This is a genomic window from Algibacter sp. AS12 (genome assembly GCF_046736315.1).
Taxonomy (GTDB): domain Bacteria; phylum Bacteroidota; class Bacteroidia; order Flavobacteriales; family Flavobacteriaceae; genus Algibacter_B; species Algibacter_B amylolyticus.
In genome coordinates this window covers 954,422-970,356 of the sequence record NZ_CP151841.1, presented here as the reverse complement: position 1 = coordinate 970,356, position 15,935 = coordinate 954,422, and the positions used below count along the sequence as shown (strand labels likewise).

The window sequence follows — 15,935 nt, the reverse complement described above, 5'->3', positions numbered from 1 at the left end:
CGGTTACCACTCATTTATTCGGTTGGAATCTAGTTTTACGAATATAAAAATAAGAATTGTAAAGGCCCAAAGTCCAGACCCACCATAGCTAAACATAGGTAACGGAATACCAATTGTGGGGATTAAGCCCATAACCATACCAATGTTTATGAAAAAGTGAATAAAGATAATAGAGGCAACGCCATAGCCATAAACACGACTAAACTGCGATTTTTGTAACTCTGCTAAATGTAAAATACGGAGTAAGAGTAAAACGAATAAAATAACAACCAATGCACTGCCTACAAAGCCCCATTCTTCGCCAACTGTACTAAAAATATAATCGGTGTGTTGTTCGGGTACAAATTTACCTGTAGTTCGTGTGCCTTCCATAAAACCTCTTCCTGTAAACCCTCCAGAGCTTATTGCTTTTTCAGATTCGTTTAGGTTGTAAGCAAAAGTACGTTTCATTTGCTCTAGCTTTTTTGGGTCTTTTTCTAAGCGTAACCACAAACTTATTCGGTCTTGTTGGTGTGGTTGTAAAATACTTTGATAAAAGAATTTTACACCAAACGATATGGCTATGGCAGCTACTAAAATAAAGACAGATTGAAAAACACGTAACTTATTCTTGCTTAAAAAATGAAACGCTATTACAAATATTAAGGCTGTAATAGTTGCTACAAGAGCTCCAAATTTTAGGGATAATATAGAAAGAATCAGAATTGAAATACCAATAGTTAAATAGTATTTAGGTAACCCTTCGCGATACAAAACAAAAAAGAAGGCACCATAAACAATAGTACTACCTGTATCGTTTTGTAGTAAGACTAAAATAGCCGGAATAATGATAATAATAAAGGTTTGAATTTGATCTTTAAGAGTGTTTATATTCGTGTTTAAATCACTTACGTATTTGGCTACTGCAAGCGCTGTTGCCGTTTTTGCAAACTCACTTGGCTGAATAGTCATACCGCCAATACCGTACCATGAGGTCGCACCATTTACGTTTTTACCAAAAATGAAAAGCCCGACTAAAGAGAGCATCGAAATGATGTATATAACACTAGAAAAACGTTCGTAAAACTTGGCATCTACTGCAAGTAATAAAATGACCAAACCAAAGGTTAGAAATATAAATACAAGTTGCTTTCCAAAAGGTTGCGAAAAATCAAAATAATCTACAGTTACACCTATATGTGAAGCCGATAAAATATTTAACCAACCAAAACCTACTAAAAGAAAGAAAAGAATAATGGTAATCCAATCAAATTTAAAATGTCTGTTAGTATTCCTAACCATCAACTTTCAGCTTTATTAATTCGGTTTAACTCTTTCTTTAAACGGTAGTATTCTTGTTCTTCAACAATTTGTAATGTAGTATAACCATTAATACCAAAAGACTCTCCCGAAAATGGTTTAGCATACTCGTTTTCTAAAGTATGCCTTAAAAGCCAATCTTCCATATCCTTTCTAGTGGTGTGGCCTTTTATGTGTTTTTCAATCATTAAACTGGCTATCCTTCCGGCAAACCTGCTTCCCCAATACCCATTTTCAACAAAAACAGCAATGGCTATTTTGGGGTTGTTTTTTGGAGCAAATGCTAAAAAGATAGAGTGGTCTGTTAATTGTGTTTTTACGCTATCAATTTTTACGAAATTTTCAACTGTTCCTGTCTTTCCACAAATATCAATATCTTTAATTTGTAAACTTGTAGCGGTTCCTTTTTTGTACACCTGCAGCATGCCTTCAATTACAGGCTCGAAATTATCTCTGTCTATGGTTGTGTATTTTGGTTGGGTAAACTGTTCTGGTAACGTTTCCCCTTCAATATTTTTTATAATGTGCGGTGTAAAATAATAGCCTCTGTTAGCTATCGCTGCCGCCATATTTGCCAACTGAATTGGTGTAGTAGCAACTTCACCTTGCCCAATTGCGTTTGATATGGTGTACGTAGAGTAAAACGTATTAGGATAAATAGTTTTGTAATAGGCTCTATCTGGAATTCTACCTTTCTGGCCTACAAATAAATCGTTATTTAAAAAGTTTCCTAACCCAAAGCTTTGTGCATGCTTACTCCAGTTGTCTATACCTTCGGAGGCATTACCATTTTTATCTAAAATTTTTCTATAAGTCGTTGCAAAATAGGCGTTGCAAGAGCGTTGTATACCACCTACCATGTCGTTTCTAGTGCCTCTGTGGCAGTGGCATTTCATAAAACGATTACCATATTTGTAACCCGCATAACATGTAACGGTTTCCTCTGGAGTTACAACACCTTCTTGAAGCGCAATTAATGCATTCATTAATTTAAAAGGAGATCCGGGTTCGTAAACACCCTGCAAACTTCTATTAAAAAGTGGTTTTGCAATGGAGTCGTTGTAAAGTTTAGTAAAGTTTTTAGAGCGGTCTCTGCCAACCAGAAGATTAGGGTCGTAGGTTGGAGCGGCTACCATAGATAAAATTTCGCCCGTAGCGGGTTCTATAGCAATAATACCACCACGTTTGTTTTGCATTAACAATTCACCATAAGCCTGTAACTGAGCATCAATGGTTATAGTAATGTCTTTTCCTTGTTCGGGTATGGTATCAAATTTACCACCTTTATAAGGGCCTATATTTTTGTTAAATCTATCTTTCTGAATAAATTTTATCCCCTTAACACCTCTTAGTGTTTTTTCATAAGAAGCTTCAATACCTTGTTTCCCTTTTAAATCGCCCATTTTGTAATAAGGATCTCGTCTTATATCGCCATTATTAACTTCTCCAATATCGCCTAATACATTGGCGCCAATAGTGGTTTCGTAGTCTCTTAGAGAACGCTTTTGGATATAAAAGCCTTGAAATTTTCGCATTTTTTCTTGAAGAACAGCATAGTCTTCCTTTGAAAGGTGCGATACAAAAACCGAAGGTAATCGTGGAGAATAATGTCTAGCTTTATCGTATTTTTTTATAAACTGTGATTTGTCAATTTTCAACAATTCACAAAATTCTAGGGTGTCTAATGGTTCAACTTCACGAGGAATAACCATAACATCATAAGAGGGTTGGTTAGCCACTAACAGCTCGCCATTTCTGTCATATACAAAACCACGTTTAGGGTAATCGTAAACTTTTCTTATGGCATTATCTTCATACAAATCATGCCCGCTAGAATTATATATTTGAAGGTAAAACAACCTTGCAATAAATAATAAGCCAACAGCAATTATGGTAATGAAGAGTAAAAATTGTCTCATTTAGTTTTTCTACTAAAAATTATAGTTACAATAACACTTAATAAAATAGTGAATATACTTGAGAATAACGTTTTTTGAAGGATTAATAGTATTCTAGAAACACTAAAAATTTCCAACGAAAATAAAACAATATGATGCAGTACAGTTAACAGCGTAAAATAGGTAAGTTTAGAGCCGAATTCTACTGTGTTAAATTTAATACTTTGGTGCTCGTAAATCATTCCGAAAGACGATTTTAAAATTACAGGTCTCGCGTATGCAATAAATACACAAGCACCGGCATGTATACCTCCGGTATCTAAAAACATGTCTACGGTTAATCCTAATAAAAAACTTAATAAAATTAATACAACCCGGTTGTTTTTAACAGGAAATAAGGCAATAAATAGGATGTAGATATACGGATTTATATACCCCAAAAAGTTTATATGATTCAGTATTAAAACCTGTACAAATACTAATATTACAAAGCGAACGGTATGTATAGAGAAAATACTATTCATTAGTTACCTAGTAGATTAGAGATTTCTTCTTTATTAGCGTTTTCTATAATGTACACATGCTCAATACTAGTCATGTCATTAAACAACCTAACGTTAATTTCGTAATAATTCTCAGCTTGGTCTAGCTTAAAGCTTTCAATGGTTCCTACAGGAACGCCTTTAGGAAATATGGAGGACTGCCCAGAAGTTATAATAGTATCTCCAGCTTTTACTTTGGCTATTTTAGGTATATCAATAAGTTGTGTGAATTTAGAATCTTTACCATCCCAAATTAGCGACCCTAAATGATTTGTTTTTTTTAACTGCGCACTAATGCTGCTTGTACCATTTAAAATAGAGATAACGGTAGCGTAGTTGCCACTAGTTTTATCAATAATACCAACAATTCCTTTGGATGAGATTACACCAAAATCTTGTTGAATACTATCATTTCTCCCTTTGTTTATAGTTAAAACATTGTTGTTTAACGAATAGCTATTTTTTATGATATTAGCGCTGTAAAACCTATAATCTTCGCTAAATGTAAGGCTGTCAATAAATGTAGAGTCAGCGTTAGTGTTAACATTTAAAAGTAGTTTTCTAAGCCTTTTGTTTTCGGCGGCAAGTAATTCGTTTTGGGTTTTTAAGTTAAAATAGCCTGTAACGTTATTAGCCGAATTATAAACACCTCCGGTTAAAAAATTAGCCGAATTAATAAACTTACTTTTATGGTAGGAGTGCGATTGTATTGTAAATAAAAGCGAAATGCCAAACAGCAACAAGAACAACAAAACGTTTTTGTTTCTTATTATAAAATTAATAATTTGTTGCATGGGGCTGCCTCTTTTAAGCTATTACTTTATCAATACACTTTTGTATTTAGGTAAATTTTTAAGTGTAATACCAGTACCTCTTACAACGGCGCGTAAAGGATCTTCGGCAATATATACAGGTAAGTCTGTTTTTTGAGATAAACGCTTATCTAAACCACGTAACATAGAGCCACCACCCGCTAAGTAAATACCCGTGTTATAAATATCGGCAGCCAATTCTGGAGGCGTTTGCGATAAAGTTTCCATAACCGCATCTTCAATACGAAGTATAGATTTATCTAAAGCCTTAGCAATTTCTCGGTACGATATAGAAACCTGTTTTGGTTTTCCTGTTAATAAATCACGACCTTGAACACTCATGTCTTCTGGAGGTAATTCTAAATCTTCAGTAGCAGCACCAATTTGAATTTTTATTTTTTCGGCAGTACGCTCACCCACATAAAGATTGTGTTGTGTACGCATGTAATAAACAATATCATTTGTAAAAACATCACCTGCAATTTTTACAGATTTATCACAAACAATACCACCTAAAGCAATAACAGCAATTTCGGTAGTACCACCACCTATATCAACAACCATATTACCTTTTGGTTGCATAATATCCACACCAATACCAATAGCCGCAGCCATAGGTTCGTGTATTAAGTAAACTTCCTTGCCATTAACACGTTCTGCACTTTCTTTTACCGCACGCATTTCAACCTCTGTAATTCCAGAAGGAATACAAATAACCATACGTAAAGCAGGAGTAAAAAACTTCTTTTTTAAAGCCGGTATGTTTTTAATAAACATACTTATCATCTGCTCCGAGGCATCAAAATCTGCAATTACACCATCCTTAAGCGGTCTAATTGTTTTAATATTTTCATGGGTTTTGCCTTGCATTAAACTCGCTTCTTGGCCAACGGCAATAATTTTACCAGAAATCCTGTCGCGGGCTACTATAGAGGGTGCGTCAACAACAACCTTGTCGTTATGAATAATAAGTGTGTTTGCAGTACCTAAATCTATTGCAATTTCTTCAGTTAAGAAATCAAAAAATCCCATGTGCTATTAAATATTTTATATGGTTTAAAAACGAATCCCGTAAATGTAATAAAAGTTACTAAATATATGACTTTTAACCGGTTCAAATTCTTGTCAAAATAATGTCACTGTTTGTTATACGTTATTCATCGGTTTTTAGACTATTGTTTTAAAATTATGGCGTTACCTAAAAAGGTCGGGCTTTCACTACTCAATCTTTTTGTTTTTTTTTTAAGGAAAAACAAAAAGGATTTCAAACATACCGTTCAATCCCTAACGCGCTCCGGTGTGCTAAAAACTTAAAACTTATTAAAAATTCAACACGTCAAGGAGCAACATTAATTTTGTATTAGTGTTTAAAATGACGTGTACCTGTCATTACCATAGCAACCCCATTATCGTTACAATAATCAATACTTAGTTGATCTTTAATAGAACCACCTGGCTGAATTACCGCATTAACACCTGCATTTTTAGCAATTTCAACACAATCCGGAAACGGGAAAAAAGCATCACTTGCCATTACCGCTCCGTTTAAATCAAATTTAAAAGTTCCTGCTTTATGTATAGCTTGCTCTAAGGCATCAACACGACTTGTTTGTCCTGTTCCGCTAGAACATAATTGTTTGTTTTTAGCTAAAACAATAGTGTTAGATTTTGTGTGCTTACAAATTTTAGAAGCAAAAATTAAATCGTCTATTTGCTCTTGTGTAGGTGCCGTATTGGTAACGTTCTTTAAACCTTCAATAGTATCAGTAATGTTATTTCTTTCCTGAAGTAAAACACCGTTTAAACAGCTTCTTACATTCATTTTAGGCATTTCAACGTCATGAATTTCTAATAAAATTCTATTCTTTTTGCCTTTTAATATCTCTAAAGCATCAGCAGCAAAAGAAGGTGCAATTACAACCTCACAAAATAACTTGTGAATTTCTTCGGCCGTAGCAGAATCAATTTCTTTGTTACTAATTAATACACCACCAAAAGCAGAAACAGGATCGCCAGCTAAGGCATCAACATAAGCTTGGTGTAAGGTGTCGCGTTGTGCTAAACCACATGCGTTGTTGTGTTTTAAAATTGCAAATGTAGGTGCGTCATTTTTAAACTCTAACATTAAGTTAACTGCCGCATCAACATCTAATAGGTTGTTGTAGCTTAATTCTTTACCGTGAAGTTTTGTAAATAACTCATCAAAATTCCCAAAAAAGAATCCTTTTTGGTGCGGGTTTTCGCCATAACGTAACACTTTACCATTAGTTTCGCTAATTTTTAACGCAGCTTCATCATGGTTTTTGTTGAAGTAGTTAAAAATAGCTGTGTCGTAATGAGACGATACGTTAAACGCTTTACCAGCAAAACGCTTTCTGTTTTCTTCAGAAATTGATCCATTATTTTCAGAAATCAATTCTAAAAACTCAGCATAATCATCAACAGAAGATACACATATAACATCGGCAAAATTCTTAGCTGCCGCTCGTATTAAAGAAATACCTCCAATATCAATTTTTTCAATAATATCTTGCTGGCTAGCTCCCGATGCTACAGTTTTTTCAAAGGGATATAAATCAACAATAACCACATCAATTTGAGGAATTTCATATTCTGCTAATTCGGCAACATCACCATCGTGGTTTTGTCTGTTTAAAATTCCTCCAAACACTTTTGGGTGTAATGTTTTAACACGACCACCTAAAATAGAAGGGTAAGATGTTACATCTTCCACCGGAACAACTTTTATACCTAAATCGTTAATAAATTTTTCTGTACCACCTGTAGAATAAATGGTTACCCCTTGTTTATCAAGCTCTTTTACAATAGGCTCTAAACCATCTTTACTAAATACAGATATTAATGCCGACTTAATAGTTTTTTCGTTGCTCATTGGTACTTTTTTAAAGTTTTAAAATGAAATTCTTGTTATTTAATAGCGTTTTTTGCTAAAGTTTGTAATTATTCGCAAAAGTAGGTATTTCATTCAATAAAATAAGCGCCTAATTCTTAAAAAAGACGCCCTTTTTTTAACGAAATAGCGAAGTTGTTAACAAGCAAATGAAAATTTAAAAATTGAAGTCCTTATAGCCTTTAATCTTTATGTTTTTTAAGCAGGGAGTTTTACTAAAGTATCTCTGCTATTTTTTTATTTACAAATTCTAAAAAGCGTTCATCTTTTTCTGTAAACGGGTCTATGGTATTAGAGTCGATATCAATCTGTCCAATATTTTCTCCATTCACAAAAATAGGCACAACAATTTCAGATTTTACGGTTATACTACAAGCAATATAATTGTCTTGAGCCGCTACATCTGGTACCACAAAGTTTTGATTACTAACAGCCACCTGACCGCAAATACCTTTGCCAAACGGTATAATGGTGTGGTCTGTTGGTGCGCCAACATATGGGCCTAAGTGTAATTCTTCTTTAGTGCCGTTTCTAAAGTAAAAACCAACCCAATTGTAATACTCCACATGCTTTTCAAGTAATTCGCAAATAGCTAAAAGGCGTTCGTCCACCGTTTTTTCAGAATTGGCTACTATTGTTTCTATTTGTGGTTTTAATTTTTCTAAAGACATAACTGTTAAAGTTTTTGGTAAAAGTATTTAAAAAGGTGTAATTTCGATATTCAGTTTTAAAATTTATTTTTGAAGGCACTTTTTGTAAAATACAAGTCGGTAATAAAATTTATCCTTACGTTTTTGTTGGTTTATACCGTATTATCGGTGGGCTATAAGCTGTATTTACAGTTTTCGGACGGGTCTAAATTTTATCCAGATTATTTTACGCATCTAGTAGCGGTGCAAACCGAAAACGTATTAAACAATTTGGGTTATCCTACACAAGTACTGCCGCATCCAGATGAGCCGTCCATGAAAGTGTTATTAAATGGAAAGTACTTAGCAAGAATTATAGAAGGTTGTAATGGTTTTAGTGTAATAATCTTATTTACATCGTTTGTTGTTGCCTTCTCCGGAAAGCTAAAAACAACGCTATTTTACATCCTTTCGGGTAGCGTTTTAGTATATATTGTTAATTTATTACGTATTGTTGTTTTAACCATTGGTTTGTATTATTACCCCGAATATAAAGATGTTTTACACGCTGTGGTTTTCCCTGGTATAATTTACGGTATGGTGTTTTTATTATGGGTTTTTTGGGTAAACCGCTTCTCTAAATTAAATAAAAAGGATGCATAAAGTTATAAGAGCCATATTGGTTTTAGTGTTTGTTGTCCTGTTGGTTTTAATACGGTTTTACGAAGGTGTATTGTTTTACGATCCGTATTTAACTTTTTTTCAAAATGACTATTTGTATATTGATAGTCCGCGACGCGAAATAGCTAAATTAGTTGGTTTTACAACGTTGCGCTATGCTTTAAACACTGTAATTTCATTAGCTATTTTGTTGGTTGTTTTTAAAGATAAAGGCATTATAAAATTTTCTGCTTTAATTTATGTTATAGCCTTTTTAGTACTCATGGTGTTTTATCTGTATTTTGTAGTTAACCCAAGGCAGGAAGATTATTATTTGTTTTTCAATATCCGTAGGTTTTTAATTCAGCCAATACTTTTAATACTGCTATTGCCAGCGTTTTATTATCATAAAATTAAAAACTGAATCTACCTAGTACTTTCTAAAACTGAAGTGTTAATCATTTTATAAATGGGCTGTAGAGTCTCGAATTTTTCGTAATTTTGCAGCGTGATAAAAGAACTATTACATAAAAGTTTTTCGGCCTTAATGGCATTACTCGTATTGTTTTCGACGGTATCTTTTACTATCGAAAAGCATTTTTGTGGTGATGTTTTAGTAGATGTATCTATGTTTGCTGATGCTGAAAAATGCGAAATGGAAGCTTTAGAAGTGCTTTTAAAGAAAACATGTTGTAAAGACGAGATTGATGTTTTTAAAGGACAAGATGAATTAACAGTATCTACCTTTGAAGATTTAGACTTTGAAAAACAGCAATTTCTTGCGGCTTTTACGTATAGTTATATAGATTGTTTTGCGAGTCTGCCAAAACAAACTATTCCTCATAAAGATTATTCTCCACCTAATTTGGTCACCGATATTCAGGTTCTAGACCAAGTTTTTATTATTTGATTTATAGATTTTTTTAAACCTCATAGGTAAGGGGTTTTAAGGTTTTCGCTTTTGCGGAAATGTAAAAAGATTTATTAATTTAAATAAATTTCAAAATGAAACATACATATACAGTTGCAGGTATGACCTGTAATGGATGCAGAACCTCTGTTGAAAGCAAATTAAATGCGATTGATGGTGTTACAAAAGCATCAGTAGATTTGGAAACAGCTGAAGCCGTTATCGAAATGAATAGGCATATTGCTTTAAAGGAAATTCAAAAGACATTACCTGAAAAATATGCTATATCAGAAAAGAAAGCGTCTAATGTTTTCAATACGGCTTCAACTCAAGTAGAAGCAGAGAAATCAGAATTAAAACAACTCTTTCCTTTGTTTTTAATATTTGGGTATATTATTGTGGCTTCCGTTTTACTAAACAGTAATCCTTGGGATACAACTGGTTTTATGCTCGATTTTATGGGCTTATTCTATATTGTGTTTAGTTTTTTCAAACTCCTCGATTTAAAAGGTTTTCCAGAATCATTTAAAATGTACGATCCGCTAGCTAAAGCAATTCCTGCTTATGGTTGGGTTTATCCTTTTATAGAATTGGGGCTTGGTGTTATGTTTTTAATGCGCATCGAAATTTTATTTGCATTAATAATCACTTTAGTTGTTTTAGGAATTACCACTATTGGAGTAACAAAAACATTGCTAGATAAAAAGTCTATACAATGTGCCTGCTTAGGAACGGCACTAAAACTCCCTATGACTAAAGCTACTTTTATAGAAAACAGCATTATGATTGTAATGGCTGTAATTATGTTATTATCGAGTTAATATAAAATGGTGTTAGCCTTTGCGTTAGGGATTGAACTGCTTGTTTAAGCTCCCAACCTAAGGAGGAGCGAGTAGTGAAAGCCCGACCCCTTGTGGGTAACGCCCAAATTAAATTTATTAAGAATGAAAAAAATTATATATATAGTCGTAATGCTTCCGTTTTTGCTGTTTTCGCAAGATAATATAACAGGAAAAATACTTGATGCTTACGATAAAACCAGAGAAATAGGGTTGGCAGGTGCTAACGTTTATTGGCAAGGTACAGAAGTTGGAACAGTAACCGATATTGATGGTAATTTTTCGCTGTCGTACAAGCCAGAATACCGCAAGCTTATTATAAGTTATGTTGGTTTTAAAACAGATACATTATGGGTTAATGCGCCTAAAAAAATTAAGCATTGGTTGCAACCTAGCGATAATTTAGATGCCGTTATGGTAAAATCTAGAAAGCAAACCACCGCGAAATCGTATTATAAATCTGCTAATGTAATTAATGTAAGTAGTGCAGAGTTGTTAAAGGCGGCCTGTTGTAATCTTTCTGAGAGTTTTGAAACAAATCCTTCTATAGACGTAAATTTTGCCGATGCTATGACGGGAACACGACAAATTAAAATGCTCGGGTTAACGACCCCTTATATTTTAATTGCCACCGAAAATATCCCGTCTATTCGTGGGGCATCGCAAGCCTATGGTTTAAGTTTTATTCCTGGAACTTGGGTGGAAAGTATTCAAATTACTAAAGGTGCCGGTAGTGTTGTTAATGGGTTTGAAAGTATTGCAGGCCAAATTAATGCCGAATTGGTAAAACCATCTACCGACGATAAATTGTTTGTTAATTTATACGGAGCATCTAGCGAGCGGTTAGAGCTTAATACACACATAAACACTAAGGTGAGCGATAAATGGCATACGGGCTTGTATATTCATGGTAATACACATAAAGGAGAGCATGATGTTAATGACGATGGCTTTTTAGATATGCCAAAATTTAATCAAATTAACCTGATGAATCGTTGGCAATATACCGATACAGAAAAGGGTTTTGTAAGCTTTGTTAATTTGAAGTTTTTAAATGATGAAAAGCAAATGGGCGAGTTGGATTTTAATCCAGATACCGATAAGCTAACAACCAATAATTGGGGTGGCGAAATTAATACGAAACGTTACGAGATTTCTACTAAGTTTGGTTATGTTAATCCGGAAATTCCTTGGCAAAGTCTTGGGGTTCAAACGGCTTATAGTAGCCATATACAAGACTCGTATTTTGGTTTAAATACTTATGATATTACACATAATAGTTTGTATGCTAATGCTATTTATAACTCTATAATTAGCGATTCTAGACATAAAATAAAAACAGGAATTAGCTATACTTACGATCATTACGACGAGTTTGTAAATGCGGGTTCGTTAGAGGCAGATTTTGAAAGAACCGAAAACTCGGTAGGTGCGTTTTTTGAGTATAGTTTTGATAATTTAGAACTGTTTAATCTTACCGCAGGTGTGCGTGTGGATCATCATAATTTGTTAGGTGAATTTATAACACCACGAGTTCATGCACGTTATTCGCCTTGGAGTAAATCGGCCTTTAGAGCATCGTTTGGTAGAGGGAAACGAAGTGCTAATATTTTTACCGAAAACCAACAACTGTTCTCTACATCTAGACAAATTAATATATTAGATACAGGAGGAAGTGTGTATGGCTTAGACCCAGAAATTGCATGGAATTATGGCGTTTCCTATTTACAAGGTTTTAATCTTTTTGGTAGGAAAGCAGATATAACTTTAGATTATTATAAAACCGATTTTAAAAATCAAATTGTAGTAGATTGGGAAACACCTACCGAGATAAATTTTTATAATCTAGACGGAAAAAGTTTTGCAAATAGTTTTCAGGCCGAATTGAATTATAATGTTTTTGAGCATGTAGATTTGCGAATGGCTTATAAATTTTATGATGTAAAAACCGATTATAATTCAGGCAGATTAGAGCGCCCGTTAACGCCTAAACATCGATTTTTTACAAATATTGGATACGAGACCGAACATAACGAAACAAAACTCGATTTCTGGAAGTTTGATGCCACCTTTAATTGGTTAAGTGACCAACGTTATGCCAATACAAGTGCGAATCCTACCCAGTATCAATTGCCCGAGCGAACACCAACGGTTGCAACTTTAAATGCGCAAATAACCAGGGTGTTTTCTCCAAAATTTGAAGTATATTTAGGAGGTGAGAATATTACAAATTTAAGACAGTCTAATCCTATTTTAGGTGCAGAAGACCCTTTTGGTGCGAATTTTGATTCTACCTTTGTATATGGCCCCATTTTTGGAAGCATGTATTATGCAGGCTTGCGATTTAAACTTCGTTAGGAAAATAGAAGTTTAAATTAATAACTAGAAAATTAATTAAGAAGACCTCTAACGAGGATATTAAAAATATTAAATAATTAAAATATGAAAAAACTATTAGTAATAGCTTTAATGCTAACCGGAACATTAACATTCGCACAAAACAAAAATGCCAAAGCATCAATAGAGGTGGATGGTATTTGTGGTATGTGTAAAGCACGTATTGAAAAGGCATGTTTAAACACAAAAGGCGTAAAGTTTGCAGATTGGAGTATAGACACCCATGAGTTGAAATTAATTTTCGACGATCGTAAAACAAGCGTTTCCACAATAGAAAAGCAAGTGCTTGATGCAGGACACGATACTAAAGTATTAAAGGCAACAGATGAAGCTTACGCTACTGTGCACCCATGTTGTAAATATCGTGACGAAGCCGTAATTGATGATCATGCTCCAAAAAAAGAACATGAGCATAAGCATGAAGAAGGTGAGGACCATGATCATAACCACTAGAGCATAACCTTTATGCCTAAAGTACAATATCGTATTTATGTTATAGAATTATCCAAACGGGTGTTTACTGAAAATGCTAAGTTTCGTGTAGCAAATCCGCAATTTAATGGCGTATTGGAATGTTTGTATGTAGGTATGACAAGTAAAACGCCAAAAGAGCGATTTATGCAGCATAAAATAGGGCATAGAAATAAGAAAGGCTATAAATTGTCGTCCAATATTGTACAGAAATATGGATCGTATTTAAGACCTAGTTTGTACAATCATATCGATCCAATGTTTTCTAGGGCAGAAGCTTTAAAAATGGAGGAAACACTGGCTCTGGAGTTGCGCGGAAAACGTTATGCGGTTTGGTTTAATTAAAAATTAAAATATATATAATAAAAAAGCCTTTGATTTTCATCAAAGGCTTTTAAGTTTATAATTGACAGGAGTCAATGTGTATGGCTATTTCCCATTACATCATTCCTGGCATTCCGCCACCGCCCATTGGAGGCATGGCAGGAGCATCTTCTTTAATATCGATTAAAGCACACTCTGTTGTTAGAATCATTCCAGCTACCGAAGCTGCATTTTCTAAAGCAATACGAGTTACTTTTTTAGGATCGATAATACCAGCTTTTAGCATATCAACATATTGTTCAGATTTAGCATCGTAACCAAAATCTTTTTTACCTTCTAATACTTTATTTATAACTACAGAACCTTCGCCTCCAGCATTTTCAACAATAGTTCTTAAAGGAGCTTCAACAGCTTTATTTACTATTTGTACACCAGTAGTTTCATCTAAATTATCAGTTGTAATTTTTGCTAAAACAGCTTTTGCTCTAACTAAAGCAACACCACCACCAGCAACAATACCTTCTTCTACAGCAGCTCTCGTTGCGTGTAAGGCATCATCAACACGGTCTTTTTTCTCTTTCATTTCAACTTCACTTGCAGCACCTACGTAAAGTACAGCAACACCTCCAGCTAATTTAGCTAAACGCTCTTGTAGTTTTTCTTTATCGTAATCTGAAGTTGTAGTTTCAATTTGAGATTTAATTTGGTTTACTCTAGCTTTAATATCTCCAGCTTTTCCAGCACCATTAACAATAGTTGTATTGTCTTTATCTACAGTTACTGTTTCAGCAGTACCCAACATGCTTAAATCTGCATTTTCAAGAGTAAATCCTCTTTCTTCAGAAATTACAGTTCCACCAGTTAAGATAGCGATGTCTTCAAGCATTGCTTTACGTCTGTCTCCAAATCCTGGAGCTTTAACAGCTGCAATTTTTAGACCACCTCTTAATTTGTTTACTACTAAAGTCGCTAAGGCTTGTCCGTCTACATCTTCTGCAATGATTAATAAAGGACGACCAGATTGTGCAACTGGTTCTAATATTGGAAGAATTTCTTGTAAGTTAGAAATCTTTTTGTCAAATAATAAAATGTATGGATTTTCTAAATCAGCAATCATTTTATCAGCATCAGTTACAAAGTAAGGTGATAAGTATCCTCTGTCGAATTGCATACCTTCAACTACGTCAACATAAGTTTCCATACCTTTAGCTTCCTCAACAGTAATAACACCTTCTTTACCAACTTTACCAAAAGCTTGAGCGATTAACTCTCCAATAGTATCGTCGTTATTTGCAGAAATAGCAGCAACTTGTTTTATTTTTTCAGAAGAATTACCAACTTTTTGAGCTTGCTTTTCAAGATCTTTAACAATGGCTTCAACAGCTTTATCTATACCACGTTTTAAATCCATTGGGTTAGCACCAGAAGCTACGTTTTTTAAACCTTCTTTTACAATAGCTTGCGCTAATACAGTAGCAGTAGTAGTACCATCACCAGCTAAATCGTTAGTTTTAGAAGCTACTTCTTTTACCATTTGAGCACCCATGTTTTCGTGCTCGTCTGCCAATTCAATTTCTTTTGCTACAGATACACCATCTTTAGTTACAGAAGGAGCACCAAAGCTTTTAGAAATAATTACGTTACGTCCTTTAGGACCTAATGTTACTTTTACTGCATTGGCTAATGCATCTACACCACGTTTTAAACCGTCGCGTGCTTCAATATCAAATTTTATGTTTTTTGCCATAATGAAAATTTTTTAAAATTTTTAAATCTCAATTTTTAAACTTTAAATTCCAATTCTGGAATTAGAATGTTTTATTGAGAATTTTCGGAATTTTGTTTTTTTATTTTTTTGGAATTTGCAATTAGATAATTGCCAATATATCACTCTCACGCATGATTAAATAATCGCTACCTTCAAGTTTAAGTTCTGTTCCTGCGTATTTTCCATATAAAACGGTGTCTCCAACTTTAACTGTAATAGGCTCATCTTTTGTTCCTGGGCCAGCAGCAACTACAGTTCCTTTTTGTGGTTTCTCTTTTGCATTATCTGGAATAATAATTCCTGAAGCTGTTTTGGTTTCGGCTGCAGCAGGTTCAATAAGAACACGATCTGCTAAGGGTTTAATGTTTAATGCCATTTTTATATAGTTTTTTATAATTTATATTAATGTTTAAGTAAGGTGCTAAAAATGTGCCATTACTTGTTAACTGACAAACTTGCAGAAACAAAAAATGCC

The 15,935-nt window shown here is 34.0% G+C and carries 16 protein-coding genes; 7 read left to right on the top strand and 9 right to left on the bottom strand.

Translation table 11 applies throughout. The annotated features are described in order from the left end of the window. Positions 1 to 3: 3 nt before the first annotated feature. The 7 genes from rodA to AAFN75_RS04230 form a co-directional block, all read right to left on the bottom strand. Positions 4 to 1,281: a rod shape-determining protein RodA gene (gene rodA / locus AAFN75_RS04260; RefSeq protein ID WP_411808379.1), complete on the bottom strand. Its 1,278-nt coding sequence runs from the start codon at positions 1,279 to 1,281 to the stop codon at positions 4 to 6. Then, positions 1,281 to 3,218, bottom strand: a complete 1,938-nt coding sequence (gene mrdA / locus AAFN75_RS04255) for a penicillin-binding protein 2 (protein WP_411808378.1) — start codon at positions 3,216 to 3,218, stop codon at positions 1,281 to 1,283. Before mrdA ends, rodA begins: the two co-directional genes overlap by 1 nt. Beyond that, on the bottom strand, positions 3,215 to 3,721 hold the full coding sequence (locus AAFN75_RS04250; protein WP_411808377.1) for a rod shape-determining protein MreD: 507 nt from the start codon (positions 3,719 to 3,721) through the stop codon (positions 3,215 to 3,217). The genes mrdA and AAFN75_RS04250 overlap by 4 nt, the downstream gene beginning before the upstream one ends. Further along, positions 3,721 to 4,533, bottom strand: coding sequence for a rod shape-determining protein MreC (gene mreC / locus AAFN75_RS04245; RefSeq protein ID WP_411808376.1), 813 nt, complete (start codon positions 4,531 to 4,533; stop codon positions 3,721 to 3,723). The genes AAFN75_RS04250 and mreC overlap by 1 nt, the downstream gene beginning before the upstream one ends. Positions 4,534 to 4,554: 21 nt before the next feature. Then, positions 4,555 to 5,583 carry a rod shape-determining protein gene (locus AAFN75_RS04240; RefSeq protein WP_019388210.1) on the bottom strand — a complete coding sequence of 343 codons (1,029 nt, stop codon included), beginning with the start codon at positions 5,581 to 5,583 and terminating at the stop codon, positions 4,555 to 4,557. A 328-nt stretch (positions 5,584 to 5,911) separates the two neighbouring features. Then, on the bottom strand, positions 5,912 to 7,444 hold the full coding sequence (gene purH / locus AAFN75_RS04235; protein WP_411808375.1) for a bifunctional phosphoribosylaminoimidazolecarboxamide formyltransferase/IMP cyclohydrolase: 1,533 nt from the start codon (positions 7,442 to 7,444) through the stop codon (positions 5,912 to 5,914). 233 nt (positions 7,445 to 7,677) lie between these two features. After that, positions 7,678 to 8,133: a GAF domain-containing protein gene (locus AAFN75_RS04230; RefSeq protein ID WP_411808374.1), complete on the bottom strand. Its 456-nt coding sequence runs from the start codon at positions 8,131 to 8,133 to the stop codon at positions 7,678 to 7,680. Between the two features lie 69 nt (positions 8,134 to 8,202). Here AAFN75_RS04230 and xrtF point away from each other — a divergent pair, with 69 nt between their 5' ends. From xrtF to AAFN75_RS04195, 7 genes are all read left to right on the top strand, one after another. After that, the gene (xrtF, locus tag AAFN75_RS04225; protein ID WP_411808373.1) at positions 8,203 to 8,754 is read left to right on the top strand and encodes an exosortase family protein XrtF; all 552 of its coding nucleotides are present in this window, start codon (positions 8,203 to 8,205) and stop codon (positions 8,752 to 8,754) included. Continuing rightward, on the top strand, positions 8,747 to 9,175 hold the full coding sequence (locus AAFN75_RS04220; protein WP_411808372.1) for an exosortase F system-associated membrane protein: 429 nt from the start codon (positions 8,747 to 8,749) through the stop codon (positions 9,173 to 9,175). The genes xrtF and AAFN75_RS04220 overlap by 8 nt, the downstream gene beginning before the upstream one ends. Before the next feature lie 84 nt (positions 9,176 to 9,259). Then, the gene (locus AAFN75_RS04215) at positions 9,260 to 9,661 is read left to right on the top strand and encodes an HYC_CC_PP family protein (protein WP_411808370.1); all 402 of its coding nucleotides are present in this window, start codon (positions 9,260 to 9,262) and stop codon (positions 9,659 to 9,661) included. A gap of 95 nt (positions 9,662 to 9,756) precedes the next feature. Beyond that, positions 9,757 to 10,482 carry a heavy-metal-associated domain-containing protein gene (locus AAFN75_RS04210; RefSeq protein WP_411808369.1) on the top strand — a complete coding sequence of 242 codons (726 nt, stop codon included), beginning with the start codon at positions 9,757 to 9,759 and terminating at the stop codon, positions 10,480 to 10,482. 123 nt (positions 10,483 to 10,605) lie between these two features. Next, on the top strand, positions 10,606 to 12,858 hold the full coding sequence (locus AAFN75_RS04205; RefSeq protein WP_411808368.1) for a TonB-dependent receptor: 2,253 nt from the start codon (positions 10,606 to 10,608) through the stop codon (positions 12,856 to 12,858). Positions 12,859 to 12,942: 84 nt separating this feature from the next. Further along, positions 12,943 to 13,350 carry a heavy-metal-associated domain-containing protein gene (locus AAFN75_RS04200; RefSeq protein WP_411808367.1) on the top strand — a complete coding sequence of 136 codons (408 nt, stop codon included), beginning with the start codon at positions 12,943 to 12,945 and terminating at the stop codon, positions 13,348 to 13,350. Positions 13,351 to 13,362: 12 nt separating this feature from the next. Further along, on the top strand, positions 13,363 to 13,713 hold the full coding sequence (locus AAFN75_RS04195) for a ribose-5-phosphate isomerase (protein ID WP_411808366.1): 351 nt from the start codon (positions 13,363 to 13,365) through the stop codon (positions 13,711 to 13,713). A 94-nt stretch (positions 13,714 to 13,807) separates the two neighbouring features. Here the strand turns inward: AAFN75_RS04195 and groL are convergent, their stop codons facing one another. Both groL and groES read right to left on the bottom strand, forming a co-directional pair. Further along, complete coding sequence (gene groL / locus AAFN75_RS04190) at positions 13,808 to 15,439, bottom strand: chaperonin GroEL (protein ID WP_411808365.1); 1,632 nt, start codon at positions 15,437 to 15,439, stop codon at positions 13,808 to 13,810. A 121-nt stretch (positions 15,440 to 15,560) separates the two neighbouring features. After that, positions 15,561 to 15,836, bottom strand: coding sequence for a co-chaperone GroES (groES, locus tag AAFN75_RS04185; RefSeq protein WP_144115695.1), 276 nt, complete (start codon positions 15,834 to 15,836; stop codon positions 15,561 to 15,563). Between the last annotated feature and the right edge of the window lie 99 nt (positions 15,837 to 15,935).

Bases quoted from the DNA above. Each gene is read 5' to 3' on its own strand.
- rodA (WP_411808379.1), bottom strand. From the start codon at position 1,281: ATGGTTAGGAATACTAACAGACATTTTAAATTTGATTGGATTACCATT.
- mrdA (WP_411808378.1), bottom strand. From the start codon at position 3,218: ATGAGACAATTTTTACTCTTCATTACCATAATTGCTGTTGGCTTATTA.
- AAFN75_RS04250 (WP_411808377.1), bottom strand. From the start codon at position 3,721: ATGAATAGTATTTTCTCTATACATACCGTTCGCTTTGTAATATTAGTA.
- mreC (WP_411808376.1), bottom strand. From the start codon at position 4,533: ATGCAACAAATTATTAATTTTATAATAAGAAACAAAAACGTTTTGTTG.
- AAFN75_RS04240 (WP_019388210.1), bottom strand. From the start codon at position 5,583: ATGGGATTTTTTGATTTCTTAACTGAAGAAATTGCAATAGATTTAGGT.
- purH (WP_411808375.1), bottom strand. From the start codon at position 7,444: ATGAGCAACGAAAAAACTATTAAGTCGGCATTAATATCTGTATTTAGT.
- AAFN75_RS04230 (WP_411808374.1), bottom strand. From the start codon at position 8,133: ATGTCTTTAGAAAAATTAAAACCACAAATAGAAACAATAGTAGCCAAT.
- AAFN75_RS04220 (WP_411808372.1), top strand. From the start codon at position 8,747: ATGCATAAAGTTATAAGAGCCATATTGGTTTTAGTGTTTGTTGTCCTG.
- AAFN75_RS04210 (WP_411808369.1), top strand. From the start codon at position 9,757: ATGAAACATACATATACAGTTGCAGGTATGACCTGTAATGGATGCAGA.
- AAFN75_RS04205 (WP_411808368.1), top strand. From the start codon at position 10,606: ATGAAAAAAATTATATATATAGTCGTAATGCTTCCGTTTTTGCTGTTT.
- AAFN75_RS04200 (WP_411808367.1), top strand. From the start codon at position 12,943: ATGAAAAAACTATTAGTAATAGCTTTAATGCTAACCGGAACATTAACA.
- AAFN75_RS04195 (WP_411808366.1), top strand. From the start codon at position 13,363: ATGCCTAAAGTACAATATCGTATTTATGTTATAGAATTATCCAAACGG.
- groL (WP_411808365.1), bottom strand. From the start codon at position 15,439: ATGGCAAAAAACATAAAATTTGATATTGAAGCACGCGACGGTTTAAAA.
- groES (WP_144115695.1), bottom strand. From the start codon at position 15,836: ATGGCATTAAACATTAAACCCTTAGCAGATCGTGTTCTTATTGAACCT.